This is a genomic window from Streptomyces fildesensis (genome assembly GCF_016107395.1).
GTDB lineage: Bacteria > Actinomycetota > Actinomycetes > Streptomycetales > Streptomycetaceae > Actinacidiphila > Actinacidiphila fildesensis.
The window spans coordinates 41,171-66,701 of sequence record NZ_JAAIKO010000034.1; the positions used below are offsets into that span (position 1 = coordinate 41,171).

The 25,531-nt window shown below is 68.9% G+C and carries 24 protein-coding genes; 15 read left to right on the forward strand and 9 right to left on the reverse strand.

The annotated features are described in order from the left end of the window. Positions 1-7 precede the first annotated feature (7 nt). From C6N31_RS31260 to C6N31_RS31295, 8 genes are all read left to right on the forward strand, one after another. Complete coding sequence (locus tag C6N31_RS31260) at positions 8-1,441, forward strand: polysaccharide lyase 6 family protein (RefSeq protein WP_138355323.1); 1,434 nt, start codon at positions 8-10, stop codon at positions 1,439-1,441. Positions 1,442-1,473: 32 nt separating this feature from the next. After that, complete coding sequence (locus C6N31_RS31265) at positions 1,474-2,901, forward strand: polysaccharide lyase 6 family protein (protein ID WP_138355324.1); 1,428 nt, start codon at positions 1,474-1,476, stop codon at positions 2,899-2,901. Between the two features lie 142 nt (positions 2,902-3,043). Then, complete coding sequence (locus C6N31_RS31270) at positions 3,044-3,883, forward strand: sugar phosphate isomerase/epimerase family protein (protein ID WP_198358674.1); 840 nt, start codon at positions 3,044-3,046, stop codon at positions 3,881-3,883. A gap of 66 nt (positions 3,884-3,949) precedes the next feature. Further along, positions 3,950-4,597 (forward strand): SGNH/GDSL hydrolase family protein, encoded by a 648-nt coding sequence (locus C6N31_RS31275; RefSeq protein ID WP_138355326.1) that lies wholly within the window; start codon positions 3,950-3,952, stop codon positions 4,595-4,597. 235 nt (positions 4,598-4,832) lie between these two features. Further along, positions 4,833-5,366 (forward strand): MarR family winged helix-turn-helix transcriptional regulator, encoded by a 534-nt coding sequence (locus tag C6N31_RS31280; RefSeq protein ID WP_138355327.1) that lies wholly within the window; start codon positions 4,833-4,835, stop codon positions 5,364-5,366. Between the two features lie 294 nt (positions 5,367-5,660). Next, positions 5,661-6,071, forward strand: coding sequence for a DUF3291 domain-containing protein (locus C6N31_RS31285; protein WP_138355328.1), 411 nt, complete (start codon positions 5,661-5,663; stop codon positions 6,069-6,071). 349 nt (positions 6,072-6,420) lie between these two features. After that, entirely contained in the window at positions 6,421-6,933 is a 513-nt protein-coding gene (locus tag C6N31_RS31290) for a tetratricopeptide repeat protein (RefSeq protein WP_198358676.1), read from the forward strand. 812 nt (positions 6,934-7,745) lie between these two features. Beyond that, positions 7,746-8,630, forward strand: coding sequence for a GNAT family N-acetyltransferase (locus C6N31_RS31295; RefSeq protein WP_138355329.1), 885 nt, complete (start codon positions 7,746-7,748; stop codon positions 8,628-8,630). A 464-nt stretch (positions 8,631-9,094) separates the two neighbouring features. Here C6N31_RS31295 and C6N31_RS31300 read toward each other — a convergent pair whose 3' ends face one another. Further along, positions 9,095-9,832: a VOC family protein gene (locus C6N31_RS31300; protein WP_138355330.1), complete on the reverse strand. Its 738-nt coding sequence runs from the start codon at positions 9,830-9,832 to the stop codon at positions 9,095-9,097. Positions 9,833-10,188: 356 nt separating this feature from the next. Between C6N31_RS31300 and C6N31_RS46185 the strand changes: the two genes are divergently transcribed. Both C6N31_RS46185 and C6N31_RS31310 read left to right on the forward strand, forming a co-directional pair. Next, positions 10,189-11,082 carry an ISL3 family transposase gene (locus C6N31_RS46185; protein ID WP_198358679.1) on the forward strand — a complete coding sequence of 298 codons (894 nt, stop codon included), beginning with the start codon at positions 10,189-10,191 and terminating at the stop codon, positions 11,080-11,082. Between the two features lie 202 nt (positions 11,083-11,284). After that, positions 11,285-11,701, forward strand: a complete 417-nt coding sequence (locus C6N31_RS31310) for a hypothetical protein (protein WP_198358681.1) — start codon at positions 11,285-11,287, stop codon at positions 11,699-11,701. Between the two features lie 164 nt (positions 11,702-11,865). On the opposite strand, the gene C6N31_RS31315 is transcribed toward C6N31_RS31310, so the two are convergent. The 4 genes from C6N31_RS31315 to lanKC form a co-directional block, all read right to left on the reverse strand. Next, entirely contained in the window at positions 11,866-12,591 is a 726-nt protein-coding gene (locus C6N31_RS31315; protein WP_138355333.1) for a PIG-L deacetylase family protein, read from the reverse strand. A 243-nt stretch (positions 12,592-12,834) separates the two neighbouring features. Then, positions 12,835-13,332: a pyridoxamine 5'-phosphate oxidase family protein gene (locus C6N31_RS31320; RefSeq protein WP_138355334.1), complete on the reverse strand. Its 498-nt coding sequence runs from the start codon at positions 13,330-13,332 to the stop codon at positions 12,835-12,837. A 462-nt stretch (positions 13,333-13,794) separates the two neighbouring features. Further along, entirely contained in the window at positions 13,795-13,923 is a 129-nt protein-coding gene (locus C6N31_RS45275) for a hypothetical protein (RefSeq protein ID WP_269287099.1), read from the reverse strand. A 12-nt stretch (positions 13,924-13,935) separates the two neighbouring features. Next, complete coding sequence (lanKC, locus tag C6N31_RS31325) at positions 13,936-16,536, reverse strand: class III lanthionine synthetase LanKC (RefSeq protein WP_198358683.1); 2,601 nt, start codon at positions 16,534-16,536, stop codon at positions 13,936-13,938. A gap of 1,161 nt (positions 16,537-17,697) precedes the next feature. Here lanKC and C6N31_RS31330 point away from each other — a divergent pair. After that, positions 17,698-18,048 (forward strand): hypothetical protein, encoded by a 351-nt coding sequence (locus C6N31_RS31330; protein WP_138355336.1) that lies wholly within the window; start codon positions 17,698-17,700, stop codon positions 18,046-18,048. Positions 18,049-18,128: 80 nt separating this feature from the next. On the opposite strand, the gene C6N31_RS31335 is transcribed toward C6N31_RS31330, so the two are convergent. From C6N31_RS31335 to C6N31_RS31345, 3 genes are all read right to left on the reverse strand, one after another. Continuing rightward, the gene (locus C6N31_RS31335; protein WP_306665041.1) at positions 18,129-18,386 is read right to left on the reverse strand and encodes an arginase family protein; all 258 of its coding nucleotides are present in this window, start codon (positions 18,384-18,386) and stop codon (positions 18,129-18,131) included. 79 nt (positions 18,387-18,465) lie between these two features. Continuing rightward, positions 18,466-19,113, reverse strand: a complete 648-nt coding sequence (locus tag C6N31_RS31340; RefSeq protein ID WP_138355337.1) for an NADPH-dependent F420 reductase — start codon at positions 19,111-19,113, stop codon at positions 18,466-18,468. 28 nt (positions 19,114-19,141) lie between these two features. Further along, positions 19,142-19,954: an inositol monophosphatase family protein gene (locus C6N31_RS31345; RefSeq protein ID WP_138355338.1), complete on the reverse strand. Its 813-nt coding sequence runs from the start codon at positions 19,952-19,954 to the stop codon at positions 19,142-19,144. A 123-nt stretch (positions 19,955-20,077) separates the two neighbouring features. On the opposite strand from C6N31_RS31345, the gene C6N31_RS31350 reads away from it, so the two are divergent. The 4 genes from C6N31_RS31350 to C6N31_RS31365 all read left to right on the forward strand — a co-directional run bounded on the left by C6N31_RS31350 (position 20,078) and on the right by C6N31_RS31365 (position 25,055). Further along, on the forward strand, positions 20,078-21,010 hold the full coding sequence (locus C6N31_RS31350) for a LysR family transcriptional regulator (protein ID WP_138355339.1): 933 nt from the start codon (positions 20,078-20,080) through the stop codon (positions 21,008-21,010). Between the two features lie 870 nt (positions 21,011-21,880). Further along, positions 21,881-23,236 carry a radical SAM family protein gene (locus C6N31_RS31355; protein ID WP_198358685.1) on the forward strand — a complete coding sequence of 452 codons (1,356 nt, stop codon included), beginning with the start codon at positions 21,881-21,883 and terminating at the stop codon, positions 23,234-23,236. Beyond that, the gene (locus C6N31_RS31360) at positions 23,233-24,249 is read left to right on the forward strand and encodes an aminotransferase class I/II-fold pyridoxal phosphate-dependent enzyme (protein WP_138355341.1); all 1,017 of its coding nucleotides are present in this window, start codon (positions 23,233-23,235) and stop codon (positions 24,247-24,249) included. The genes C6N31_RS31355 and C6N31_RS31360 overlap by 4 nt, the downstream gene beginning before the upstream one ends. Next, entirely contained in the window at positions 24,246-25,055 is an 810-nt protein-coding gene (locus C6N31_RS31365) for a class I SAM-dependent methyltransferase (protein ID WP_138355342.1), read from the forward strand. Before C6N31_RS31360 ends, C6N31_RS31365 begins: the two co-directional genes overlap by 4 nt. On the opposite strand, the gene C6N31_RS45975 is transcribed toward C6N31_RS31365, so the two are convergent. After that, positions 24,944-25,501, reverse strand: coding sequence for a protein-L-isoaspartate O-methyltransferase family protein (locus tag C6N31_RS45975; protein ID WP_269287104.1), 558 nt, complete (start codon positions 25,499-25,501; stop codon positions 24,944-24,946). The two genes, C6N31_RS31365 and C6N31_RS45975, sit on opposite strands and share 112 nt — an antisense overlap. Positions 25,502-25,531 lie beyond the last annotated feature (30 nt).

Here is a 25,531-nt window from a genome sequence, read left to right on the forward strand (position 1 = left end):
AGGCACCATGCAACGCCGCACGTTCCTCATGGGCACCGCGGCAGGGGCGGCGCTGGCCGTCGCCCCCGTCGGCGGACCGCTGAGCGCCAGCGCCAGCTCAGCCCCGGCGGCCGTCCGCACGCTGGACGAGCTGCAGGCCGCGATCGACCGGGCACGACCCGGTGACCGGATCATCGTGGCCGACGGGACCTACACCGTCCCACCGGACCGCCCGCTCACCGTTCGGAACAAGCAGGGCACCCGGCGCGCGCCCGTCACCATCGCCGCCCGGACGCGCGGCGGCGTCATCCTGGAAGGCGAGCACAGCTTCCTCCTCGAAGCGTCCAGCCACATCACCCTCAGCGGCTTCTCCTTCCGGCAGAAGAACACCCTGGACCTCCCCCCGGACTGCTCGCACATCCGGCTCACCCGCAACGACTTCCAACTGGCCGACATCGAGGGCGTGCACTGGGTGATGGTGCGCGCGGACGACAGCAGCGTCGACCACAACCACTTCCACGGCAAGAGCACCCTCGGCATCTACCTCGGCATCGAGGGCGCGAACACGGAGGAGATGGCCCAGCGCGTCCACGTGTACCGCAACTACTTCTCCGACCACACCTTCCCCGGCTCCAACGGCGGCGAACCGATCCGGCTCGGCGTCAGCCCCCGAGCCCTGTCCAGCGCCCACGCGGTCGTGGAGTACAACCTGTTCGAGCGCGCCAACGGCGATCCCGAGGCGATCTCGGTGAAGAGCTCGGACAACACCATCCGGTACAACACCATCCGCGACAGTCTCGGCGGGATCGTCCTGCGGCACGGCAACCGCAACCGGGTGGAAGCCAACCACCTCGTCGACGGCACGGAGGGCGTGCGGATCTATGGCAACGACCATGTGATCGTCAACAACTACCTCGCCGGCCTGTCCGGGCGGGCCCTGGTGATCGGCAGCGGTTCGGAGCGCGATCACCTCCCCGGTGAGACGCCCGAGGCGCGCCGCGGCAACGACGCCCCCGACCGGATCCTCATCGCGTACAACACCCTGCTGAACAACAACGGCACGCTCTCCGGGGAGAGTCAGCGTCCGCACGAGCCGCGGGACGTCACCGTCGCGGACAACCTGTTCGTCGCGGACACCGGCCAACTGGTCGCGATGGCGAACACCGTGCGCTTCACCTGGTCGGGCAATCTCCTGTGGGGTGCCGCCGCCGACGGCAACATCCCCGCCGGTGGCGGCATCCGGGTCGACCCCAGGCTGGTGACGGACCCGCACGGCATCGCCCGGCCGGCCGCCGGCAGCCCGGCGATCGACGCGGGCACGCTGCGGTGGCCGCGCATCACCCACGACATCGACGGACAGCCCCGCGGCAGGGCCCGGGATGTGGGCGCGGACGAATACTCCCGCCGGGCGCCGAGGCGCGGACCCCTGACCCCGGCCGATGTCGGCCCTCAGGCCGGCTGAGCGCACCCGCCCACTTCGACGCAGGAGGCACCATGCAACGACGCACGTTCCTCAAAGGCACCGCCGTGACCGCACTTGGCGCCGCAGCCCTGACCGCCACGCTGTCGGGCAGCGCATCGGCGGCCGACATCCCGGTCGCTTCCCTGGCAGCACTCCAGAACGCGATCAACGGCGCCGCCCCTGGTGACCGGATCATCGTCGCCGACGGCACCTACACGGTTCCAACGGGCAGCGCGATCACCATCTCCGGCAAGAACGGCACCGGCGCCGCGCCCATCACCATCGTGTCCGAGACCCGCGGTGGCGCGGTGCTGCGGGGCGCACGCGGCTTCGTGCTCAGCAATTCCAGCAACATCACCATCAGCGGCTTCGCCTTCCGGCAGAGCACCACGCTCGAGATCCCGGCGGACTGCTCGGCGATCCGGCTGACCCGCAACGACTTCCAGTTCGCGGACACCGGCGATCCGTACTGGGTCGTCGTGCGGGCGGACGACTCGAAGATCGACCGGAACCATTTCCACAACAAGACCACCGCGGGCATCTTCCTCGTCGTCGACGGTCCCGGCTCGACCGCCATGGCCCAGAACCTGCACATCTTCCGCAACCATTTCTCCGACCACACCTTCACCGGGGACAACGGCGGCGAGCCGATCCGCCTCGGCGTCAGCGGCCGGGCCCTGTCGGCGGCCGGCGCCTACGTGGAGTACAACCTGTTCGAGCGCTGCAACGGCGACCCCGAGGCCATCTCGGTGAAGTCCTCGGACAACACCGTGCGGTACAACACCATCCGCGACAGCCGCGGCGGCATCGTGCTGCGGCACGGCAATCGCTCCAGGGTGGAGGGCAACCACCTGATCGGCGGCATCGACGGGGTGCGCGTCTACGGCAACGACCACGTGATCGTCAACAACTACCTCAGCGGGCTGTCCGGCCGGGCCCTGGTGGTCGGCAGCGGCACCACCCGTGACCACACCCCGGGGGAGACGCAGGAGCAGCGGCGGGGCAACGACGCCTGCGACCGCGCGGTGATCGCGCACAACTCCCTGATCAACAACGCCGGCACGCTGTCGGGCGAGACGCGGACGTACGAGCCGCAGGACGTGACCATCGCCGACAACCTGCTGGTCGGCGACTCGGGCAGCCTCGTCGCCATGGGAGCCACCTCCGGCTTCACCTGGCAGAGCAACTTGCTGTGGGGGGCGGCCGCCAACGGCAACATCCCCTCCGGGGGCTTCACCCGGGCCGACCCGCGGCTCGGTCGGGGCACGGACGGTGTTCTGCGGCTGACGGCCGGCAGTCCGGCGATCGGCGCGGCCACGCTGGGCGGCACCGTCGTGGCCGACGACATCGACGGGGATCAGCGCGGGAGCGTACGGGACATCGGTGCCGACGAGTACGCGACGGCGCCCGTACTGCGGCACCCGCTGACCGCTGCGGACGTGGGCCCGAACGCCGCCTGAGCGAGACCCGGTGACGGGGCACCGCACGCCGGTCCGTCCATCCGACCCGGTCCGCCCGACCCCCGGGCGGTGGACCGGGTCGGATGGACCGGCCGGGCAATCGCAGACCATCCGCAGGCCACATCGCGAGCAAGGCAGGGTCATGACCGAGGAGAGCAGACGGACCGCGGTGGAGCGCCCGCCGCTGGGTCGGCCGGGCGGGCTGGACACCGGGCTGACCCGCCTGGGCCTGTGCTCGGTCACCTTCCGCCGGCTGCCCGCTGCCGAGGTCGCGCGACGCGCGGCTGACGCGGGCCTGGAGGTGATCGAGTGGGGAGCGGACGTGCACGCGCCGGCGGGGGAGCCCGGCACGATCCGAGCGGTGCGTGAGGTCTCCGACCGCTACGGGCTGGCCTGTTGTTCCTACGGTTCGTATTTCCGTGCCACCCGCGCGGAGCTGGCGGCGTTTCCCGCTGTGGCCCAGGCCGCCGTGGTGCTCGGGGCGCCGCGGGTACGGGTCTGGGCGGGGGGAACCGGATCGCGGTCCGTCCTGCCGGACGAGCGGTACGAAACCGTGCTCTGCCTGCGGGAGGCGGCCCGGATCGCCGCGGACCACGGCTTGGAGCTCGCGCCGGAGTTCCACGGCGGAACGCTCACCGACACCGTCGCCTCGACCCTGCGGCTGCTGGACGAGGTGGGCGCGGACAACGTCCGCACGTACTGGCAGCCGCCGCAGGACACCCCCGACGAGGAGGCGCTGGCAGGGCTCGTCGAACTCGGCGACCGGGTCACCGCCGTACACGTCTTCTCGTGGTGGCCCGGCCACAACAGGCTTCCACTGGCGGACCGCTGGGACCTGTGGGCTCCAGCGCTCGGCCTGCTCGCGGGCCGGGGTGTCGAGGCGCTCCTGGAGTTCGTCCCCGGCGACGACCCCGCGGTGCTGGCCCGCGAGGCCCAGACCCTCAGGCGCGCCGCAGATCAATCCCCATCCGGTCAGACGTAGTTGACTGTGATCCGACGGGCCACGACAGGCGTCCCGTCCTCCGCCCACAACGCCAGGACGGCAGACATGCACATCAAGGATGACGACACGCTCCTGTTCATCGGGGACTCCATCACCGACGCGGGCCGCGACCGTGCGGATCCCGCATCGCTCGGCCAGGGATACGTCCGCGAGATCGCGCGGACTTTGCGCGAGCGGGCGCACGACGGACCCGGCCCCCGCATCATCAACAGGGGGATCAACGGCCACCGCGTGTATGACCTCGCATCCCGCTGGAGCACTGACGTCATCGACCACCGGCCCACCGTCGTCACGGTCAAGATCGGCATCAACGACACCTGGCGGCGCTACGACCGAAACCTCCCCAGTCCGGTCGACGAGTTCGAGGCGTGCCTCGACCGCCTGCTCGCGGACACCGCGAGCAAGCTGTCCGCACAGCTGGTCGTCATCACTCCGTTCCTGCTCCCGGTCGGGCCGGACCAGGAACGCTGGTTCGAGGACCTGTCGCCGCGTACCGACGCCGTCCTGCGGGCAGCTGTGAACAACGGAGCCCAAGTGGTCCGCGCAGACCTTGTCCTGCCCCGCGCGGCGCAGGATCGGGAGCCGGCGGAGCTGGCCCCGGACGGCGTCCACCCGACCCCTCTGGGGCACCGGCTGATCGCCGACGCCTGGCTCGCCGAGGTCGCTCCCACGACCCCGCACGGGCGGCGGTAGCACCGCCCCAGAAGAGACTGCCCCGAACCCTGCACGCCGGCTGGGGCCCAGGGACGGCGGGGTGATCGTGATTCGGCATCAGGCCGCAGGGTGTCACCGATGAGGGCAGGCGCGGTGATCGCGGGCGGTGACTCGGCGCCCATGAAAGGCACTTCGACGTTCAAATAATTGACGTTGAGGAGCGTGCGTCACGGTGGTAATCTCACGTCGAACATTTCAACGTTGAGGAGTCCTCGTGGAGCGTGACGCCGTCGACCTCATCGTGGAACAGTGGGCTCGCGTCCGCCCCGACCTCGACGCGTCCCCCGTGAACGTTCTCGGCCGCCTGTCACGGGTGACCCGTATCGTCGAGCGCGAGTTCCAAGCGCTCTTCAGCGAATTCGGGCTGCAGATGGGCGAGTTCGACGTCCTCGGGACCCTCCTCCGCGCCGGCCCACCCGGCGGCATGACCGCGGGGGAACTGACCCGCCACTCGATGAAGACGGCCGGTGCCATCACCAACCGGCTCGACCGGCTCGTCGCCAAGGGCTACGTCACACGCGACCTCGACCCCGCCAACCGGCGTACGGTCATCGTCGCCCTCACCCCCGCCGGCCGCGAGCTCATCGACCGTGTCATCGGCGCCCACCTCGACAATTCACGGCGCATCCTCGCCGCGCTCGATCCGCACCGGCAAGGCGACCTCGCCGCTACCCTGCGCACTCTGCTGATCAGCCTTGGTGATCAGGCGAATGACACGAGCGACGTCCGCCTGGCGGGCGAGGCTTGAGTCACTGGCCCCCGAGCAGTCCGTTCCGCCAGGGCATCCCCGCCGCTTCCCTTCTCGCCCTCGAACCTGGCCGCAATCGCACGGCGATGGGGGACTGAACATTCCACTCCGGGTCCGTGGGCGGCGACTCGCTCACCGCCAGCAACCGGGACCGGGCCGGACTGGACCAAGACCTCGCGGCGGTCCGCTCCGGCGACACCTTCGTCATCCCCAACTCGACCGGCTCGCACGCTCCTTCCCTGACATCATCAGATTGCCCCGGCAAGCACGACGCCACTACCGAGGAGTACTTCAATGCCCACCTTGCGCTGGACCACCCCCAACTCTCCCGAAGGCCACGAATCCGCGCTGATCATGGCGTCGCGATTCGAGGTCCGGAGCCTTAAGGACGTGCCGCGGTTCTTCCTCAACTCGCTGGCGGCGTGGCGCCAGGTCCGCAAAGCTCCAGGCTGCTTCGGCGCCTCGCTCGTCGCCCGGCCCGTCAAGCGGACGTTCCAGACACTGTCCGCATGGGAGAGCCGTGAGCAGCTCATGACGTTCGTTCAGACGGAGCCGCACCGCTCCATCATGAAGGCGATGCGCTCCACGATGAGCGATTCCACGTTCGTGTTCTGGGACGCCTCCGTCGCGGATCTCCCGATCAGCTGGGCCGAGGCCGAACGACGACTCGACGAAATGGCGACCAAGGAAGCCCAGGAGCGCTGACCAGCTGATGCGTCCTGCCCGCAGCCACGTCCACTGACCGTCCGGACAAGATCGTCCAGCCACGCCGTTGGCGGTCTCGGGCGCGGCCAGCTCCGGCAGGCACTGCGCATGGACGAGCTGACTCAGCTCGAGGCGGTGTCATCGGGCTGACCGAAGTGGCAAAAGCCACCGCGGAGGACGCGGGACGCACTCCCGACCTGGCCGGGCGCGGACTGCGTGCCCACAACCCTGCCCAAAGCCAACTCGCCGGGGCACTGCCTGACAGAAGCCGGCAGAACACGTCCAACTGTCTGCGGACGAGGCTGCGATAGGGTCAGTTGATCACTCGTACACATGGGGAGCTGCAGTAGTGACGACCGACGTGACACCCGAACTGGCCGAGGCGATCCAGCGTGGCTACGACCAGCGCGACCGGGCGAACATGGCGCCGACGATCGCGTACTTCCAGGCGCTGCTCGCCGAACACCCCGACCACCCAGTCCTTGTATACGAGGTGGGTGGCGCCTACGACACCGCGGGCCTGGAAGAGACCGCCCGCGGCTACTACGAGCGGGCCCTCGCCCTCGGCCTCGACGGTGACGCCCTGCGCCGGTGCCTGTGCCAGTACGCCAGCACCCTGAGGTGGCTGGGCGAGCTGGACACGTCGCTCGTGGTGCTCGACCGCGCCCGCAGGGAGTTCCCCGACTCCGACTCCGTACGCGTCTTCCGCGCCCTGACCCTCAACGATGCCCAGCGGCCGGACGAGGCGGTGGCCGAGTTGCTCACCGTCGTCACCGGGCACGCCGAGGTCACCGACCTCGGGCGGTGGGCGGTCGGGCTGAGCGGCCTCGCCCAGTGGCTCGCCGACGGCCGCCCCGAATAGGAAGCGTCCCCCTGCGCAAGGCCGGCGGGATGCTGAGCGGGCGCGAAGCTGCCGGTTTCGAGGAGTCAGGGCCCGCCGCCTGGCCCGCCCCCTGCCACAGGGCCAGCAGGCACCCATCCGTCTCGCTGCCTGACCTTGATGCCCCGCTGCCGTCCACCTCACCGTCCATCGGCGCCCAACCGAACGGCAACCGGCGGAGCACAGCTCGCCGCCTGGGGCGTTTCGTGGCCAGCACCCGGCTGACCGAGCGCTGGAGAGCCGCACGCCAAGCCAGCGCGCCGCCGCCCCTGCCCCGCCCCGGCCGACTTCACGCAGGAGACACTCGACTTGGGCTGACCCTACGACAGCGAGGCCGGACAGGATCCGAACGGCGGCTTCCCACCTCGTCCCCGCGCGCTGAAGTGGTGCCCGCCCTGCCGGATGTCCCGGCCGGGCTCGCGAGGGAGGAACTGGTGGAGACCTTCGAGACGGGGCAAACGGTCGTTCGGCGTGACGTACACCGCTCCGGGCGGGTGTGGAGTGAACAGGCGCTACGGGTCCTCGCCGACACGGGCGAGGCGCTGGTGACCGCGTGCCCGCCCGGGACTCAGGCCCGCTGGCCCACCCCGGGCCGGGCCCTTCGCCGACGCCGACCAGTGGGCGGCCTGGCGCTGGAACCCCGGCTGGCCGCCGCCATGTCTGCCCCAGTGCGAGGGAGCCATTGAGCACGGAGCACGGATCACTGACACCACCCCAACCGGTGTGCGCGTTGCACCGCACGACGCACCGCCCCCACCTGGACAAAAGGGATCCACCCGGCCAGGGTCGTATCCGTGAGCACCCCTCTTGGCGTCACGCTGCGCCCGTACACCCCGGCTGATCAGACCGCTGTTCTCCACTTGATCAACGCCGACCGCCTCCCTGGCCAGCCGCCGACCACTCCCGCGATGCTCCATCAGGCGCTGGAGGGCCGCTCGCCAGTAGATGCGCAGTGGTGGGCCGCACTGGACCAGCCCACCACCGAGGTGGTCGTGGAGGACACCGGGGCCGTCTTCGGCGTGGTGTCCTACGCCGTCCGGCCCAAGGACGACACGGGGGTGATCCTGTGGCTGCATTGCGGGGAGGCCGCCCGGACCGCCGACCTGCTGATCCGGCGCGCGGTCGCCGCACTGGCGCCGCGCCCGGTCCAGGCGTTCCAGATCGCCTCCGCGCTGTCTCTGGGGCTGGAGGCGTTGCCGGTCCGGAACCGTGCGGTCACCGATGAGGCGTTGCGGCGGGCGGGGTTCACCGGCGAGCGGCTGTGGCGGTACCTGCGCGCCGCACTGCCCACCCCGGGCCTGCCTCACGCCGCCCACGTTCACATCGGCCGCGCCGACGACACGGGCAAGAACACCCGACGGCTGGAGATCCGCAACGGCCCCGACGTGGTCGCGGAGGCTGTGGTGGGCCCGCCCGTCCACGGCATCGGCGTCCTGTGGCGGATCGAAGTGGCCCCATCCGCACGCGGCCAAGGGCTGGGGCGCGCCCTGTTGGGCTCTGCCCTGGACGTGTTGACCGGGCTGGGCGCCACCGAGGTGATCCTGTACGTCGACGACGATGCTCCTGCCGGAGACGACCGAGACCGCACCGCAACGAACCGCCTCTACGATTCAGCAGGATTCATCGAGATCGACCAACTCCACTCCTACACGCTCGCACGCACTGGGCATCCGCGTTGAGGTCTCTCCGCATGGCATCCCGAAGAGACTGGTATGCCTCGTCGTAGCGCAGCCGGCCCGTGATGTACTCGTCGCTGGCCCGGCCGCATCCGTCGGCGACCACGTCGCGCAGGTCGCGGAGCCGGCGGAATGTGTCATCCGCCGGCCCGACGATGTAGCGAGGCGCGCAGATCGATACTTCGTAGCGCAGGGCTGTGCATGCTTCGAAGGATTCCCACACGGCACGCCCGCGCCGCTGCGGATCTGGGTCTGGCTCGCGCACAGCAACGCGACAGGTGTGCCGGGTCTGTGCCAGGGCCGCCAGGTAGGAGACGTAGAGGGAGCGGCGGCCCGCTCCTGGCCTTCCTGGCGTCCACTGACGCGCGCTGAATCACCCGGGGACACCGTCCCCCTCACCGGCGGCATGCGCTGACGCAACGCGGTCCTCGCCGCCGACCCGAAACGGCCGGAGCCGTTGCTCAAGGTCAGCGAGGGGAGAGGAGGCAGAACTCGTTGCCTTCCGGATCGGCCAGAACCGTCCAGGAGATCGCGGACCGGTCGATACCAGGGTCGGTGGCGCCCAGAGCGCGCAGTCGGGCTTCCTCTGCTCCCAGGTCGTCACCGGGGTAGGGGCACACGTCGAGGTGGACGCGGTTCCACACGCTCTTGGTATCGGGGGTGCGGAGGAACTCCAGGTAGGGCCCGACGCCCTTGGCGGAACGCATGGTCGCATGGTCGTCGGTGACCTCGTGCAGCGTCCAGTCCATCGTCTCGCCCCAGAACCGGGCCATCCCTCGTGGGTCGGTGCAGTCGACCACCACCGCGGCGATCGGCCCGGTGTCCTGGTAGATCGGACGGGGCTCCAGGACGCAGAACTCGTTGCCTTCCGGGTCGGCCATGACCGTCCAGGGGACGTCACCCTGACCCACGTCGGCGAGCGTCGCGCCGAGATCCTTCAGGCGCGCGACCAACTCCGCCTGATGGGCGGTCGAGGTGGTGGCCAGATCAAGGTGCACCCGGTTCTTCACCGTTTTGGGTTCCGGGCGGGCGACGATGTCGATGCAGACGGCCACGGGGTCGGGGTAGACGAAGCCCACGGGTTCGAGGTTGGTCACGCCAGGTCCCTCGCTGTCGACACCCCAACCGAGTGCCTCCGCCCAGAACCGGCCGAGCACGGAGTCGTCCTGGGCCTTCATATTAATCTGTACGAGTCTTGTTGCCATGTCTCAGATCCTAGAAGATGCCGCCCGACCGCCGTGATCCGACATGTGCTCGACCCGGTAGTGACCATGGTCGCCTCTTTCTGTGTCGCCGCGACCAGCCTGCAGGAGTTCCTCGAACGGATCGGCCAACGGTTCGCGAACCAGCCCGGATCATCGGCCGAGGCGCAGAACCGGCATCCCGTTGCCTTGAGGCGATCTCGGTCGTCGGATGACGTCATTTCTGGTGGACATCCGGAGCACACAAGATCGCCGGCTGCTGCCCAAACCCTTGACCAATCGCTGCTACTTCACGGGTTCTGGCTCAGCTTCTGCGCTCTGTCGCTATTTTGGGGGTGGTTGGGCATCAATTCTGTGTGATGGGTGGGGTCCGCATCGCGGACGTTCTGCTGCCAGGTGTCGAGGTTCGGATCGATCGAGTGACACTCACGGAGACGGAGGTCCGGCTCGCCGTAAGGTCTCAGGCCGCGTCGGCAGCATGTCCCGACTATGGACGGCGATCCGCGAGGGTGCACTGCTACTACCCGCGGACTCTGGCGGATCGTCCGGTGGCAGGCAAGCGTGTACGACTTGAACTTCAGGCCCGCCGACTCCTGTGTGACAACGATCAGTGTGACCGCCGCACTTTCACCGAGCAGATACCGGCCCTGACGCGTCGGTACGCACGCCGCACGGACGCTCTCACCGCCCAGCTCGCCGACCTGGCCCTGTTCCTGGGCGGCAGGGCAGGAGCACGCCTGTCCGAACGCATGTCCATCGGCACCTGCAAGGACACCCTGCTCCGGTTCATCCGCGCCCTGCCACTCCCGTCCTCGGCCCATGTCCCGCTTCTCGGTGTCGACGAGTTCGCCCTGCGGCGCGGGCGGACCTACGCAACGATCCTCATCGACATGTCCACCCACCGCCCGATCGACGTTCTCGCTCGCGCCGCGAACACCTTCGCATCATGGCTGCGGAACCATCCCGAAGTGCGGATCATCTGCCGCGACCGTGCCGATTCATTCCGTGACGGAGCCCAGGCGGGCGCCCCGCAGGCCCAGCAGGTGGCCGACGCCTGGCACCTCCTGCACAATCTGGCCGAAGCAGTCGAACGCGTTGTAGGCCGACACCGTGCCGACCTGCGAGAACCTCTCACCTCCCATCACGATCAGACTGAAGACAGCCGGCCTCAGGAGAACCCAGACCACACGGAACTGGACATCCATGGACGGCCACGGCCTCTGGTCACCCGCACCCGTGAACGCCACCAGTAAATCCACGAACGCATCGAGCGCGGTGACAGCCTTCGCGCCATCGCACGACACGTGAACGGAGCCGGCCGTGCCTGTTACAGGACAGTGACACCGCGCCGACAACGCATTCGCGTGACGGAACATCTCTTCTGGTGAGAACCACGCCAATGGCATTTGTCTTGCCTTTGTGTGACAACCGACAGCTTCACTGGAGGGGACCACCATGATCGTCACCAAGCGGCACTCCCTGCGTATCGCCGTAGTCAGCGCCATCGCGGCAGCCTCCGTCGCTCTGGCAGGCACCGCCGCGATGGCCGCGACTCCGGCGACGGCCAGCACCTCCGTCGCGCAGAAGTCACTCGCCGCCAAGGCCACCATCAGTGCGAAGCCGTCGGTGGGCTCCGTCAAGGCGTGGCAGCTGTTCCGTGTCACCGGCACGACGACCGGCCTCAAGGCGGGCACCAAGGTGACCTTGCAGCAGAGGCAGGGCAGCAAGTGGGTCATGCTGCCCGCCTCCGTCCCCGTCGCGCGCAACGGCGCCTACTCGCTGGGCGTCAAGCTCGGCCTCAAGGGCAAGAACAGCCTGCGCATCGTCAGCGGGAACACGGCCTCCCCCGTCTTCAACGCGACGGTGCGCTAGTCCCCGGTGATCGACCTCGACTGTGCCCCGGCGCCGGATGCGCGCCGGGGCACAGTCACGTGCGGCAGGCGTGGAGCGGGTGGTCTGCGGCTATGGGACGTTCCAGGCGGAGATGACGGGCTGCTCGTCCTCGATGGCATGGCAAACGCTCCTTGATCCGGCAACTAGCGGGGGTAGACCTGGAACGTCACCGCTGGGACGCCCCCGAAGCGTGGGGCGGCCATGTCGAGCATGCCCTGGAGGAAGGACTGGGCGTAGTCCTTCGGGGACTGGTCGGAGAGCGCCGTGATGTACGCCCGGTGCTCCGCCAGTGAAGCCACCGCCCGCTCCGCTCCCGAAGGCGTGGCCTCCACCGCGTGCGTGGCCTGGGGGGACCCGGCCACAGCCACCCACCGCACGCCGTCCCACGGCGCGTCCGGCAGGTCGGGGAAGATCCAGCGGTTGCCCGCGTCGCCCGCCGCGTCGAGCGTGGCGCGGCCGACGATTCGGTGGTCGGGGGAGTTCCAGGCCGTGCCGCCCCAAGTGTCGTGGTGGTTGAGCGTGATGAGCAGCTCGGGCCGGTGCCTGCGCACCGCCGCGGCCAGGTCGCGGCGCAGTTCGAGGCCGTCCTGGATGACGCCGTCAGGGTGATCGAGGAATTCCACCGCCGTGACACCGACCACGGCCGCGCTGGCCCGCTGTTCGGCCTCGCGGATCCGGGCCGACTCCTTTGGCTCGAGGCCGTCGATCCCGGCCTCGCCGCGGGTGACCAGCAGATAGGTGATCTCGCGTCCCGCTGCGGTCCACTGGGCGATCGCCGCGGCGGCTCCGTACTCCAGGTCATCGGGGTGGGCGACGATGGCCAGTGCGCGCTGCCAGTCGTCGGGCATGGGTGTCAGTTGGTCCGTCATTTCCGCCACGTTAGGGCCTGTCCGGTCGAGTTGGAACCGGGATTGTGCCGCGGTGGTGCGGCGAGCCGCGATGTGCGGAGCCCGACGTGAGGGCCGGCAGCCGGTAGCGGAAGAGCGGACGCCGGTCGCTGCTCGAAACGAGCAGCATCGCAGGCGTTCGGATTCTTCGATGGAGCGGAGCCTCGGCCCATTTCCTGATCTCGTACCGCAGAACTGCCACGCCGTTTTGCGAAGGCGGTGATCTCAGGTGCACTGACGTTCGGCGCGCTGTCGGATCAGCTCCTCGACGGCGGTGGGCAGGGTGGTTTCGAAGTCGATGAGTTTCGCCCAGGTCGGGGTGATGACGATGCGGACCATGCCGTCGTAGAGGGAGCGGACCTCGGCCTCCCACTCGGTGCGCTGCTCGGGTGTCATCGCGTAGCTGCCGTTCATCTGGAGATACTCCTCCGGGATGCCGTCGACGACGTCCAGCTCGGCCCGCCCGCGCAGGAGCAGGATCTTCGGTGGGTGGACCTCGGTGTCGATGGTCAGGGCAACGATCGGGTTCTTGCGCAGTGCGGGCAGTTTCGCGGCGTTCTTCGTGGTGCACAGGACGATCTGCGAGCCGTTCCAGGTGAACGCGATCGGGATACTGCGTGGGGTGCCGTCCGTGGCGACGTAGGCCAGCCGGGTCAGGTCGCGGGCCAGCAGATCCTGGCTGATCGGGCGGTTCAGGATCTCGGTGATCTGGGTCGGCTGCATGGTGATCGCTCCTTCGTCGAGGTCGTGGAGCGGCCGGTTCGCGGCCTCTCGTGCCCCTGGGACGGAGCCGGCCGCACGTTCTCGACATCCCGCGCACGAATTCTCCTGGAGGCGGCCGCGCAGGAGTACGCCGTCTACGGTCGGAGCCTGGGGGAGGTGTACTGGCAATGCGTGCCGCTCCGTCGGTTCAGCGCGCGCCGCTGGCAGGCCCAGGGCCACAGCGATGTGGGAACGGCGCCGCCGCATCGCCGAGGACGGCGGTGCCCGCCTGCTCGTGGACCTGGCCGAACTGGCCCGCCCACAGGTCATGACAGATACCGCCGGGATCACGGCGGACCTGGCGGACCACGGCCGTACGGGCACGCCCGACGCTGGAAGCCGGTGTGCCCGGTGCATGCTGCCCGATGCGCTGTTGATGGAGGAAGGAGCGGACCGTCGGGCATGCCGACGGTCCGCCACCGATCACATGGTGGTGGTGGTCGGGTTGGTCCACAGGCTTTCGTGGATGCTGAAGCAGGGGGGCCAGAAGGCCCCTTCCTGTTCGGCGTCGACCTCGACGGTGAGTTCCTGCAGAGCGAGAATCTGGTTCATACCGGCGTTCCTTCACTTTCGAGAGGGGACCTCAGGGTGGATGGGATGCCCGTGGTCCAAGGTGAACAACTCGTCCTCGGGGCCGTGCAGGACACGTTGCAGTGCCAGAAGCACTCCTGCGGCGCCCCAAGTCAGGTCGGCGGTGCATCGCATGCCGCCCGCGCCGAGGTAGCGGACACCCTGGCCATGGGGCTGGGCGTGTTTCAGCAGTCCGGTGGCGACCCGTACGGCGGCTTCACGGTCGGTCGGCCGGCCGGTCAGTTCGGCGTGCTCGGCGAGAAAGTAGGTCAGCCCGGCAAGTCCTGTGGACCAGCCCGGTTCCATGGCGCAGGTCTTCCTGGCATCGGCGACGAGCAGCGGCAGTGCCGCGACGCAGCGGTCGTCCGGCGAGGTCGCCACATAGCGGGTGAGGACCGTAGCCACGCCCGCCGAGCCGACGGACAGGTAGGGCATGGCACGCCTGATCACGGCATTGTCGGCGAAGGACAGGCCTCCGTCGGGCAACTGGAGCGCGCGGTCGAGTTCTTCGTGGATCAGGTGACGGCCTGCTGTGAGGTAGGAGGTCCGACCTGTTGCGTCGGCCAGTTGGTGCAGGAAGAGGGCAAGGCCGGAGCGGCCGTGGAACAGCCCTCTGGCGTCGTGGTCGCCGAGGGTCGGCACCAGGTCGGTGGTGCGCACGATCGCGTCTCCGGCTGCCGCGGCCAGCTCCAGGTGCCGGTTGTCGCGTGTGCGCCGGTGCAGGGCCAGCCAGCTCAGGCCGATTCCGGCCCGGCCGTCGGCCAGTGTGGTGGAGGTGCGGGTCAGGGGATGGTTCTCGGCGGTCTGCAGGAGTTCGGTCGCCTCGTCCAGGCGGCCGAGCTGCGCCAGGACCCGGGCGATGCCTGCTGATCCCGCGTTCAGGCCGGGTGGCAGTTCATCGCGCAGTGCCAGGGAGTCGACCAGTAATCGCTTCTTGATCTCCTCAGGGATGGGCACGCCCGCCCGGTGCAGGGCGTGTACCACCCCCGAGGTTCCGTAGGCAACGCCGACGGTGTTGGTGTGGAATGCCTGGGGTGAGGGTGGGAAGACCCAGTCGGATCGACGGGTGTCGGCCGCATCGAGCAGTCCGATGGCTACCCTCGCGGCGAGATCGGCGAGGCAGCCTTCGGGATCGGCGTCCACGTCGGACGGGTCGGGCAATGCCGCGGAACTGCCGCCGTCCGTACGCTGGAAGGCGGTCGCGCGAGCCCACAAGTCCGCCGGCACTGCCGCAGTGGCAGTCAGATCACGTCGCAACAGCGCGAGTTGGGACGATTGACGCTCCGCTGCTCCTTGGAGGGGTGGAGCGAAGAGGGACAGCGTGAGTGCGGCCATGGCGTACCGGTCGTGCAGGAGCGGGTCCGTGTCGGCGTCGGCGAGGCCGCGGGGGAGGGTGAACCCGGGGGTGCCCATGGCGGCCGCCGGCTGAGTCAGCGGTGTGGCGGCCTCGAAATCGATGAGTCTGGCCCGCAGGTCGGCGGTGACGATGACGTTGGCGGGACTGAGGTCCCCGAAGCGGTAGCCCCGGGAGTGAAGGTGGGAAAGGGACTCGTCCAGGCTGCGCAGGATTTGGCGGCAGGCCTTGAAGTAGCTCGCGGAGTCGCGGTTGGGCCACTCGGCCTTGGTGGTGGGTGAGTTCCGTGCCACCCAATGGTGCAGCGAGATGCCGTCGACGAACTCTGTGACCAGGAAGTCGTGTTCCCACTCGGTGAAGTGGTCCAGGGGCTGCGGGCATACCCCGGGGGCCGCCGCGTGGACGGCGGTGAGGACGTCGTATTCGCGGCGCAGTCTCTGCCGCGCGCTGACGCCGTCCCAGGTATAGCCGTTGTGGGCGCGTGCTTCCTTGATGAAGACAGCGCGTCCGGTGCGGCGGTCCACCGCCTGATATGCCCCTCCGGCGTTGCTGGGCTGCAGTACCTTGGCGATCTCGTAGTGGCGGATGACGATCGGCCCGGAGTGCGGTGCGGGCTCCTGGGCGACGAAGGGATCGGTGACGCCGTCGGGAAGGATGAACACGGGTCGGCGTTGGTCCGGCACGTCGCGTCCGAAGCCGTCACGGATGACCGGTTCTCTGCTGCCGTCCAGGCGTAGCCGGCTGCGGTGGCTGAACGCGCCGTAGCGGTAGTGGACGGTCCGAGAATCCCGGTAGCGGCGGTCGGACAGGATGTACGGGCCCTCCTCGCCCTCCAGCGCGGCCGAAAGGACGGCCAGGAGCCGGTGGGCCGTCTCGGTGTCCTGCGGGTAGAGGGCGCAGAACTTGCCGGCCTGTGCACGGTCCGCGTGCTTGTGGTGCAGTGCCAGGAAGAACTTCTGGGCGCTGACGTGCTTGAACGGCACCCGCTCAGCGAAGCAGGTATGTGCTACAGCGTCGAGGACGTCCTGTGTGCGGTCCAGGCGCGCGGACACATGGATCTTCCAGCCTTGAGCGGCCCGTCGGAGAGAGGGGTGGCTCCACGCCGTCCAGATGTCCTTGCCGGTGCTCAGCCATCCATCGGCCACCTGCGCAGGGGCGAGCCGCTGCCCGGTGTCGCTGATGGTTGCCAGCGGGGCGTAGAACTCCTGACCCGCAAGCGCCATACCGATGGCGTCGAGCAACGGATCCTCCTGAGGGTCGAACGAAGGTGGGCAGAGTGGCGGGTGGGAAGGATCTTTGGGAACCAGTGGCATGTCGTTCAGTGGCATGTCGTCCCAGGCCGAAGCACCCGGGCCGGAAGTGTGACGTCGTGTGCTCGATGCCGGGTCGCGGATCGGACGGCACCAGGCACGTCGGCTGCACGACGTCGGGAAAGGGGTGTCGACAGCGGGAGGACAGCCCTGCAGCTTTCTGCGATCACCCTCCTCACCACCCACCGGCCCTCCGCCGGCACCGAGGGATTGCGGCGCGCGCCGCAAGCCGGAAACGCAGACACGCGACGATCACTGTGCCGGAGCATGCGCCGACAGCGCATCCGTGAAAGCCCGTAGCCCCGCACGTAGACGGCGGGCCGGCCGGCCGAAGGTCGGCCCCCGTATCCCGCAGGGTTGCGCGCGGCCGGAGAGAAAGCCGGCCATCATCTGTCCGGAAGCCGACTTCGAGCTCTCGCAGAACCAAGCGTGCCCGCATAGCCTTCCGCTTCGCCGCCGCCAAACCATTGGACGAACTCTCCGGGAGCGCCGTCCATGCACCGAATCGCGCCCTCGTGGCCGTCAGCGTCAACGTCGAGATCGGCGACCGGGTCCCCGGAGACGCTGGGGGAACCGGGTTGCACCGGTACCTGCTGCGGCTTCCTGACCGTGAACGTGCAGCGGTTCGGGGAGATCGTGCAGTGGTCGGACCGGGAGGTTCCGTGGGAGTCTCACACCGCCGAGCCGCCGCACCCTCCGCCGGAGCTCCACTTCGACGCGGTTCAGTACGACGCCGAAGTGGCTCGCGCTGAGGGCCGGCGTGTACGGCCCGCGGTGATGATCCACGGCCGTCCGGACCTGCGGATCGGGCTGAGGAAAGCCATCGACGACAGGTCGCCACCGTGGTCCGTACTCTGCCTCCGGGCAGTTCCTTGGAAGTCGCTCGCACGGGGTGGATACCGCGGCGGGTGGGGGCGTTGATGCGGGGGGACGGCCGAAGGTCAGCGCATGGCTGTGGGGCTCGTGGGTAGGCAGGGGGACCAACGATTGCACCTTGGCCGCCGGCACGGTGAAACTGCGGCGGCGGACCTCGTGAGGAGTTTCAGCGGCGGACCCCTGCGGGTGGAGGGTGGCGGGGCCTACTGTGCCGTCATGAAGACTTCCGGCAAGAAGAAGCCCCTTTCCGAGGATCTGAAGGTGCTGGATGCCGACTTGGCCGTGGCCGCTGACATGATCGCCGGCAATGCGGCCACCAGTCTGCGCGACGGCCGGTGGGTGGATCTGGTCGTGGACTTGGTCGAGGCCAACCGGCGTACTCAGATCAGCCTGCACGAAGCGGTCGAGAAGGCGCTCGCGCACGGTCAGAGCTTCGAGTCCCTGGCAGCTGGATCCCATCTGTCGGCCGAGTATCTGCAGGAGGCGTACGAGCAGTTCGATCGTGCGGCGGTGGCACGACCTGGTCCCGATAAGGACGGCCGGGAGCCGTGGCGGGTCCTGGGTTGAGGGCCGTACCGTCGAAAGGCGTCCGAAAGCCAGCCCTCCCGTGGCGGGGGACGCCCGTGTCGTACGGCATGTTCAGAGGGCTAACAGTTCGTCCGGCGTAGGAGCAGGGTGACGAATCCGAGGGTGCCCCGGTAGCCGTGGAGCCAGGTGTGGCGGTGTTCGGCCGCTGCCTTGAGGGCTTCTCCGTTGTCGGGGTGCTCGGGGTGGTCCAGGGCCCACTGGGAGAGGCTTCCGGTCCAGGACCACTCGTAGTCGTCCCATACCTGGAGGGTGCTGACGCGTCGATCCGTTGACGGTCCATGGCGGCATCCTGCCCCTGCCTGCCGCGTGGGTCTCACGGTTTTTGGCAGGTAGTGGGGGACGCGCAGGGGCGGGAAGCGGATCGTTCAGGCTGGTGGATGGGGGTGGTGCGTGCTGTCAGCGTGTCAGGGAGACGGCGAAGGGCTGGAATCCATGGCGTCGCACGATGTGGGGGACCAGCAGGATGAGGGCTTCTGTGGCGCGGGCGGTAGTGATGCCGCCGAGGTTCTCGATCCATTCCGGCTGCCAGCCGAGGTCGCCGAGCAGGGCTCCGACGGTCTTCTTGGCGTGGTCGTCCTCGCCGGACAGGTAGACCGTTGGCGGTGTGGCCAGCGTATGTGGCGACGTCATGACCATGAAGAGCATGGTGTTGAGGGTCTTGACGACCCGGGTGTCGGGTAGGGCCTGCTGGAGGTTTTCGGCCAGGCTGCTGCCGGGGTAGACGAGGTCTCCCGGCAGTCCGTCGGCGGCATCGTGGGTGGCGTTGGAGACGTCGATGAGGATTTTGTCGGCGAGTTCGGTGCGCAGTTCCGTCAGTCGTTCCAGCGCGCTGTCGCCCGGGGTCGCGTTGATCACGATGTCGGCGGCGCGCGCGGTGGCGCGCTGGTCGGCGAACCGGATCGAGGGGTCCATGCCTGCCTCCTTGCCCGCTGCTGCCGCGTCGGGGGTGCGGTGGCCGAGGATGACGGTGTGTCCGGCGGCGGCGAGGGCACGGGCGAGGTTGCTGCCGACGCGCCCGGTGCCGAGAATGCCGATGGTGCTCATGGGGGACTCCTTGTGGTGGGAGGGCTGATCAGGCGAGCGGGGCGAGGACCGTGACGGCGGCGGCGTGAAGGCCGGGGGCCGCGGCCAGGAAATCAGGGCTGGCCAGATTCCAGGGCGCGCCGCTGATGTCGGTGACGGTGCCGCCGGCCTCGATGGCCAGAAGGGCGCCGGCCACCAGGCCGGAGCGGACGTCGGAGAACTGCCAGAAGGCGTCCATCCGTCCGGCGGCGAGGTGGATGAGTTGCAAGGTGGCGGGGACCGAGACCCGGACGACCAGGCCGTTGATCAGCATCGCGGTGACGGATTCGCCGATCTTGCGGAAGGTGTCGGCGTCCTCGCCGGGCTTGGCCTGGCCGGTGCCGACCAGGGCCGCGCCCAGGTCGGTCTTGGCCGACGCGCGCAGCACGGCGCCGTTGAGGTGGGCGCCCCTTCCCGCGATCGCGGTGTAGGTGTCGCCGGTCAGCGGAAGGTGGACCACGGTCAGGACCGGCTGGTTGTCGCGCACCAAGGTGGCGGTGACCGCCCAGTCGGGCATGCCGTGGACGTGGTTGATGTTGCCTTCGGCGGGATCGACGATCCACCACTCGCCGTCTGGCAGCGCCCCGCCGGCCAGTTCGTCCTCGGCCCACTGCGAGCCCGGCCTGGCCAGGAGCAGCGGCTCCCGCATGACTTTCAGGACCGCGTCGTCGTTGGCGTAGATCTCCTTCACGATCTCGTCGAGAGCCGTTCCGCGAGCGTGCGTGGTGAAGCGGTCGAGCAGTGTGTCGCCTGCGGTTCGAACGATGGAAGTGACCGTGGCCAACAGGGAGTTGTCGAGGTCGAAAGACGTGTCGAAGGACATGGGGTGCTCCTGAAGAGGAAGTGACCGAAGCGGCGATGGCCGCGGCCCTGGTGTCTGGTCTCGACCGTAGACCGACCACTGATTAACAACCAGTGCATGTTGGTCAGCTATATATTTACTCTCATGCACTTGGACTTGAACCTGCTCACGGCCTTGGACGCACTACTGGAAGAGGGCAGCGTGAGCGGCGCGGCGGCTCGCACCCATGTCACCGCCCCGGCGATGAGCCGCTCGCTGGGCCGTCTCCGCAAGGTCACCGGGGACCAGATCCTGGTCCGCTCCGGGCACACCATGGTCCCCACCACCTACGCTCTCGCCGTCCGAGCACAGGTCCACGACCTCGTGCAGCAGGCGCACGAGGTGCTGTCGCCGGACCGGGAGGTGGATCTGAGCACGCTCGAGCGCGTGTTCACGGTGCGCTGGCACGACGCCCTCGCCGACGCCTGCGGCCCGGCCCTGTTGGCAACGGTGCACCGCCAGGCCCCGGGCATCCGGCTGCGTTTCGTCGCCGAGCCCAGTGCCGACACCCCGGACCTGCGCCGGGGCGATGTGGACCTGGAGTCCGGCACCGGCACGCCCGCGGCGCCCGACGTCCGCCACCGGCAGATCGGGCAGGACCGCCTTGTCGTCGCGGTACGCCCAGGTCACCCCTTGGCCGGAGCACCGCTGACCGTCGAACGCTACGTTGCGGCCGAGCATGTCACCGTCTCGCGTCGTGGACGGCTGCGCGACCCGGTCGACGATGTCCTGGCCAGCCTCGGAATGGAGCGTGTGGTCGTCGCTGCGGCCCCAACAGCATCAACCGCCCTACGACTTGTCCACGGCACTGACCTGGTGGTATCCGTCCCCGAGGCCAGTACCCGAGCGGCGCGACGACAACTGGGCCTGCTGGCGCTGCCGGTCCCCATGCAACTGCCGCCGATCGGGCTGTACCTGGCCTGGCACCGGCGCCATGACAACGACCGGGCCCACACCTGGCTTCGCGAACAGGCCCGAACGGTCCTGCAAGCCCTGTTCGCGGAACCGACCACACCGGAACGGCAACCGACCCGATGAGCGGCGCTCGCGGCAATACGGAATCCACCGGACACGCGGTACGTGCCCCCCGGCCACGGCTCCCCTCTACAGCAGACACGGCTGAGAGGCCGACGACCGCCTCGCCCTGCAGGCCGGTGCCGACACGACCGGCACCGCAAGATGTTCCTTCTCCAGTACCACTTCGCGATGTTCCCCTGGAACGCGAGAACCGGATAGCAGGAACCCCTGCTGCGGCCGGCATACAGCCAGTGCATGCAGGTGCCCAGCCGTGGCAGGCCGGCTTCATGTTGATCCGAAAGGGCGATGCCGCGCAGGCGTCCTGAGGCCGTCCGTGCAGAACGGTGGCGGCCACGATGGCAGTATCCGGTGCTGAGGGTCCCCGGTGTCTCCGCGCGGACTCGTGCAGTGATCCTCCGGGTCGAAGACCGGCAGATGTGGCCCAACGCGGTCGCCCAGGCACTCTCGTGTTTCGAGTGGGCGGCGACGCGCTGGTGGTGGACCGGAATGCGGGAACGCTGACGGTCGCCGAGGTCGCCGCCCCTCCCTGGCTTCGGTGCCGAGGGCGATCAGCAGGTGAGACTTGCCGGTGCCGGTGCCGGTGCCGGTGCCGGTGCCGGTGCCGGAGTCGGAGTCGGAGTCGCGGATGAGGAAGAGCCGCAGGCTCTTCTTGGTCCATTCGCACTTGGCGAGGATACGGATCCGCGTAGGTCGCGATCACCGGGTCGTATCGGGTGTTGCGGCCAACCCGCATTGCCGTCCCCGACTGATAGCCCACAGTCAGTTCCTCGACCTCGCTGAGAGGTGTTCTGCCAGCGGGCCCCCTGCGGGTGGAGGGTGAAGGCGCCACATTGGCGGGAGTCTGGAGCGAGTTCCCACTGGGGCCTGTTCATGCATGATGACGGGATGAACCACAGTAACCAGCGCTTCCACGTCATCGTGCTGTCGAACTTCGCGAAGGGTTTCGACAAGTACGCGTTCGCATACGGTAAGGCGGGGATTCCGGAGAGTACCTATCCCGACAGGTTCCACCTGCTCACCCGTGCGGAGTTGGGAATCGGCATCGCCAAGGCGCGACGCTTGCTGGACCGTCTGGCCATTCCCGGCGACCGGGTGCTGGTGCTGGAAACCACGGTGGACCCCGACAAGCTGGTGTCCAACGTGTCGACCGGCCTCGGCATGGAACTGCACGAGGATCGCATCCGGTTGTCAGCAGTCCACGAGCTCGACCAAGTAGGCGACGAGTTCACTCTGCGCCCGACAACCGTCGAGGATGCGATGGCGGCCTCCCTGCACCTGCACGGATCGGCACAGCGTCGCTACGCCGACACGCGACCGCGCTCGGTTTCGCTTCTGCCGGTCGCCTCCGCCTGCCAAGCCCGGTGCTCGTTCTGCTTCTCCTCGGCTTCGATCTCCAGCGACCAAGCGCCGGCACGGGTCCCGTGGGACGCGGTCGCCCACTGGCTGGAGCGCGCCCGTGCGGCGGGTGCCGAGCGTGCAGTGATCACCGGCGGCGGGGAGCCCACGCTCATACCGTTCGAACAGCAGCTGCGACTGGTGTCCGCCTGCTCGGCGGCCTTCCCGAAGGTCGTCCTGATCACCAACGCGCACACCCTGGCGAAGGGCCGGCACGCTGACCGGGCCGGCCGCCTCGCAGCCCTGAGCGCCGCAGGCCTGAGCGTGCTGGCGGTCTCCCGGCACCATCAGGACGACGCCGTCAGCGAGCGGCTGATGATGCTGCGCACGCCGGTGGCCTCTGTGATCGACACCTGGCGCGTGGAACGTGACCGCTGGCCGGGGCTGCGGATGAGGCTGATCTGCGTGCTCCAGCACGGCGGCGTCGCCGACGCGGCCGACGTCGCCGACTACCTTTCGTGGGCCGCGGCTCTCGGTGTCGAGGAGGTCTGCTTCAAAGAGCTCTACGTATCCACCAGCACCGAGTCGCTCTACTTCGACCGCGCCGCCAACGTCTGGAGCCGAGAGCACCAGGTTTCGCTGTCCATCGTTACCCGGTTCGCCGAGCGGCACGGCCTCGAACTGGAGAGCCGCCTGCCCTGGGGCGCGCCGGTCTATCACGGCAGCTGGGACGGACGGCCGATGCGGATCGCCGCTTACACCGAACCCAGCCTGCTCTGGGAACGCACCAACGGAATCGCACGCAGTTGGAACGTCATGGCCGACGGACGCTGCTACGCCTCCCTGGAAGACCGGGCCAGCGAGATCGTGCCGGAAGGTGCAACGGCATGAGGTTCGACGAGTTCCAGGAATTCCGGCAGCGGCAACTCAGTGCTTCCTCGTCGCTTCTGGACGCCGCCGATACCAACGTGTACCGGGCGCTTGCTCCGATGCGACCGGAACCACCGACCGACATGACTACGGTGTACCGGTGCGATCTCGCCCGTGCCTGGCTGCGGCGCTTCGAGCTGCCGGAAGAGTGGTCCGGCCACGCCATGGTCTGTCGAGGGGTCCGGCACGGGCTCGGCGTGGTGTTCCATTGGCTGCGTGCCGTGCAAGCGCGGTTGTGGCTGCCCAGCGACGTGTACCCGGTTTACTTCGAGCTGGCCCGCGCTGCGGGCCTGGAGCCCGCGTCCTACCCGACGCTACCGGCGCCGGCCCTGCCGAGGTCGCCGGCGGACGACCGGCCCGAATACCTGCTGCTCGCCAACCCCAGTAAGCCGCTCGGCCGATACCTGTCCGATGGCGAGTGTGACGCGGTGATTTCGTGGTTGCTGGTATCACCACGCCGCCGCCTGCTGATCGACAGCGTCTACGACCTGGGAGCCCCGTTCGCCGCCGGCACACGGCGATTGCTGGACACCGGTCGTGCGGTCCTGCTGCATTCGGTCACCAAGGGATGGCTGTGGCCCCGCACGTTCGGCGTGGTCCTGCTGGGTCCGGGGCAAGTCGAATTGGCCGAGGCGTTCCGGGCGGATCCGCCGACGTCGGCACAGCTGAGGCTCGCCGGCCGTCTGCTGACCGAGCACAGCGACGTGCCCCGGCAGGTCGTCGACGAACTGGCCGCACGGGCTGAGCGGCTGTTCGAACGGTTGCCGGACGAAGTGCTCGGGGCGATTCCCACGGCGAGCCGGACGTGTCCCGGCAACTACTTCTTCCCGGTGGAAATCCCAGCGCAGACGCTCCAGCGCGAGTGCGGCGTGCTTGCCATGCCGGTCAGTGTGTTCGGGGAGAGCAGGTGGTCCGGCTCCGTCCTGACCAGCCTTGCTGACGCTTTCGGCCCGACGCCGGCGGTGGCACGATGAGACCACTGCAGGACCTGGCCGTATACGACGATGCGGACTTCTACGATCAGGAGTTCGCCGCGCGGACCCACGACATCCCGTTCTTCCTCGGCCAAGCGGTCCGGGCGGGCGGTCCGGTCCTGGAGGTGGCCTGCGGAACCGGGCGCATCACCCTGCCGATCGCGCGGGCGGGTATCGAGGTCACAGGGCTTGACATCATGCCCTCGATGCTCGCGCGTGCCCGTCAGCGGGCCGAGGACGAGCGACTGCCAGTCGAGTGGCTGGAACAGGACTGCCGAGACATCCGCTCCGACAGGCGCTTCGCCCTGGTGTTCTCGGCAACCAATGCGATGCAGCACCTGCACGACCTGGATTCCGTGGTCGCGTTCCTCACCTCGGCGCGAAACGTGCTGCGACCAGGAGGGACCCTGATCCTGGATGTGTTCAACCCCGACATGGCCAAGCTGTGCCGGCTCCCCGAGTCGCCCTACCACCACAAGTCGGTCGTGGACCGGGACGGGGCGAGGCTCGACGTGCGAGCGGCGACCAGCTACGACGCCGCCGCCCAAGTGCTGCGCTTCACGCTGGACTACCTACGCGACGGCGTGTGCGTACGCACCAAGAAGGTCAGCATGCGCTGCTTCTTTCCCGAGGAACTCTCGGCGCTCTGCCGGCTGGCCGGTCTCGACGTCGCGCAGCGCTACGGAGACTACGATCAATCCCCGTTCACGAGCACCTCGCCGAAGCAGCTCCTGCTCTGCCGCTCCCGAACCGCCAACGGCCAGATCGGCGATCCGCCGTCGGTACCGGTCATGCCTCCGAGCTGAGCCGGCACCACATTCCGGTCAACATGCCTGGTCGGGGGCCGCATGAGCGGTGATCCTCGTTGTCGTCGCCGCGTCCGGGTGCAGGGCGCGCGGGCCGGGTACCCCTGTTCCCCGTCAGCGGTCACCACGGCAGGGCGCAGGCCCCTTCCGGCGAGGGCGGTGCGAGCTCGGTCGGCGAGGTGGGGGTCGCTCTCGACGGTGACCAGACCGTCCGGGCGGACTCGATGGGCGAGGAGAGCGGTGCTGTAGCCCGAGCCGGTGCCGATCTCCAGCACCGTGTCGTCCGGCCCCGAGTCCAGGTGGTGCTCGTCGCGACGTCCGGCGCAATTCCGTCGGCCGGGGCCCGGGTCGGGCGAGGAGCCCCTGTGTGTGGCATGGATGGGCGAGCATGGGGTGGTCAGTCGCGGGGACGCTCCGGAGGTGGTGGCCGTGCTCAACGAGGTCAATGCGTTCTCGGCTTGGGGAAGTTGTCCAGC

Coding starts and splice junctions, on each gene's coding strand:
- C6N31_RS31260 (WP_138355323.1), top strand. CDS start 8: ATGCAACGCCGCACGTTCCTCATGGGCACCGCGGCAGGGGCGGCGCTG.
- C6N31_RS31265 (WP_138355324.1), top strand. CDS start 1,474: ATGCAACGACGCACGTTCCTCAAAGGCACCGCCGTGACCGCACTTGGC.
- C6N31_RS31270 (WP_198358674.1), top strand. CDS start 3,044: ATGACCGAGGAGAGCAGACGGACCGCGGTGGAGCGCCCGCCGCTGGGT.
- C6N31_RS31275 (WP_138355326.1), top strand. CDS start 3,950: ATGCACATCAAGGATGACGACACGCTCCTGTTCATCGGGGACTCCATC.
- C6N31_RS31285 (WP_138355328.1), top strand. CDS start 5,661: ATGCCCACCTTGCGCTGGACCACCCCCAACTCTCCCGAAGGCCACGAA.
- C6N31_RS31300 (WP_138355330.1), bottom strand. CDS start 9,832: ATGGCAACAAGACTCGTACAGATTAATATGAAGGCCCAGGACGACTCC.
- C6N31_RS46185 (WP_198358679.1), top strand. CDS start 10,189: ATGGGTGGGGTCCGCATCGCGGACGTTCTGCTGCCAGGTGTCGAGGTT.
- C6N31_RS31310 (WP_198358681.1), top strand. CDS start 11,285: ATGATCGTCACCAAGCGGCACTCCCTGCGTATCGCCGTAGTCAGCGCC.
- C6N31_RS31315 (WP_138355333.1), bottom strand. CDS start 12,591: ATGACGGACCAACTGACACCCATGCCCGACGACTGGCAGCGCGCACTG.
- C6N31_RS31320 (WP_138355334.1), bottom strand. CDS start 13,332: ATGCAGCCGACCCAGATCACCGAGATCCTGAACCGCCCGATCAGCCAG.
- C6N31_RS45275 (WP_269287099.1), bottom strand. CDS start 13,923: ATGAACCAGATTCTCGCTCTGCAGGAACTCACCGTCGAGGTCGACGCC.
- C6N31_RS31330 (WP_138355336.1), top strand. CDS start 17,698: ATGAAGACTTCCGGCAAGAAGAAGCCCCTTTCCGAGGATCTGAAGGTG.
- C6N31_RS31340 (WP_138355337.1), bottom strand. CDS start 19,113: ATGAGCACCATCGGCATTCTCGGCACCGGGCGCGTCGGCAGCAACCTC.
- C6N31_RS31345 (WP_138355338.1), bottom strand. CDS start 19,954: ATGTCCTTCGACACGTCTTTCGACCTCGACAACTCCCTGTTGGCCACG.
- C6N31_RS31350 (WP_138355339.1), top strand. CDS start 20,078: ATGCACTTGGACTTGAACCTGCTCACGGCCTTGGACGCACTACTGGAA.
- C6N31_RS31355 (WP_198358685.1), top strand. CDS start 21,881: ATGCATGATGACGGGATGAACCACAGTAACCAGCGCTTCCACGTCATC.
- C6N31_RS31360 (WP_138355341.1), top strand. CDS start 23,233: ATGAGGTTCGACGAGTTCCAGGAATTCCGGCAGCGGCAACTCAGTGCT.
- C6N31_RS31365 (WP_138355342.1), top strand. CDS start 24,246: ATGAGACCACTGCAGGACCTGGCCGTATACGACGATGCGGACTTCTAC.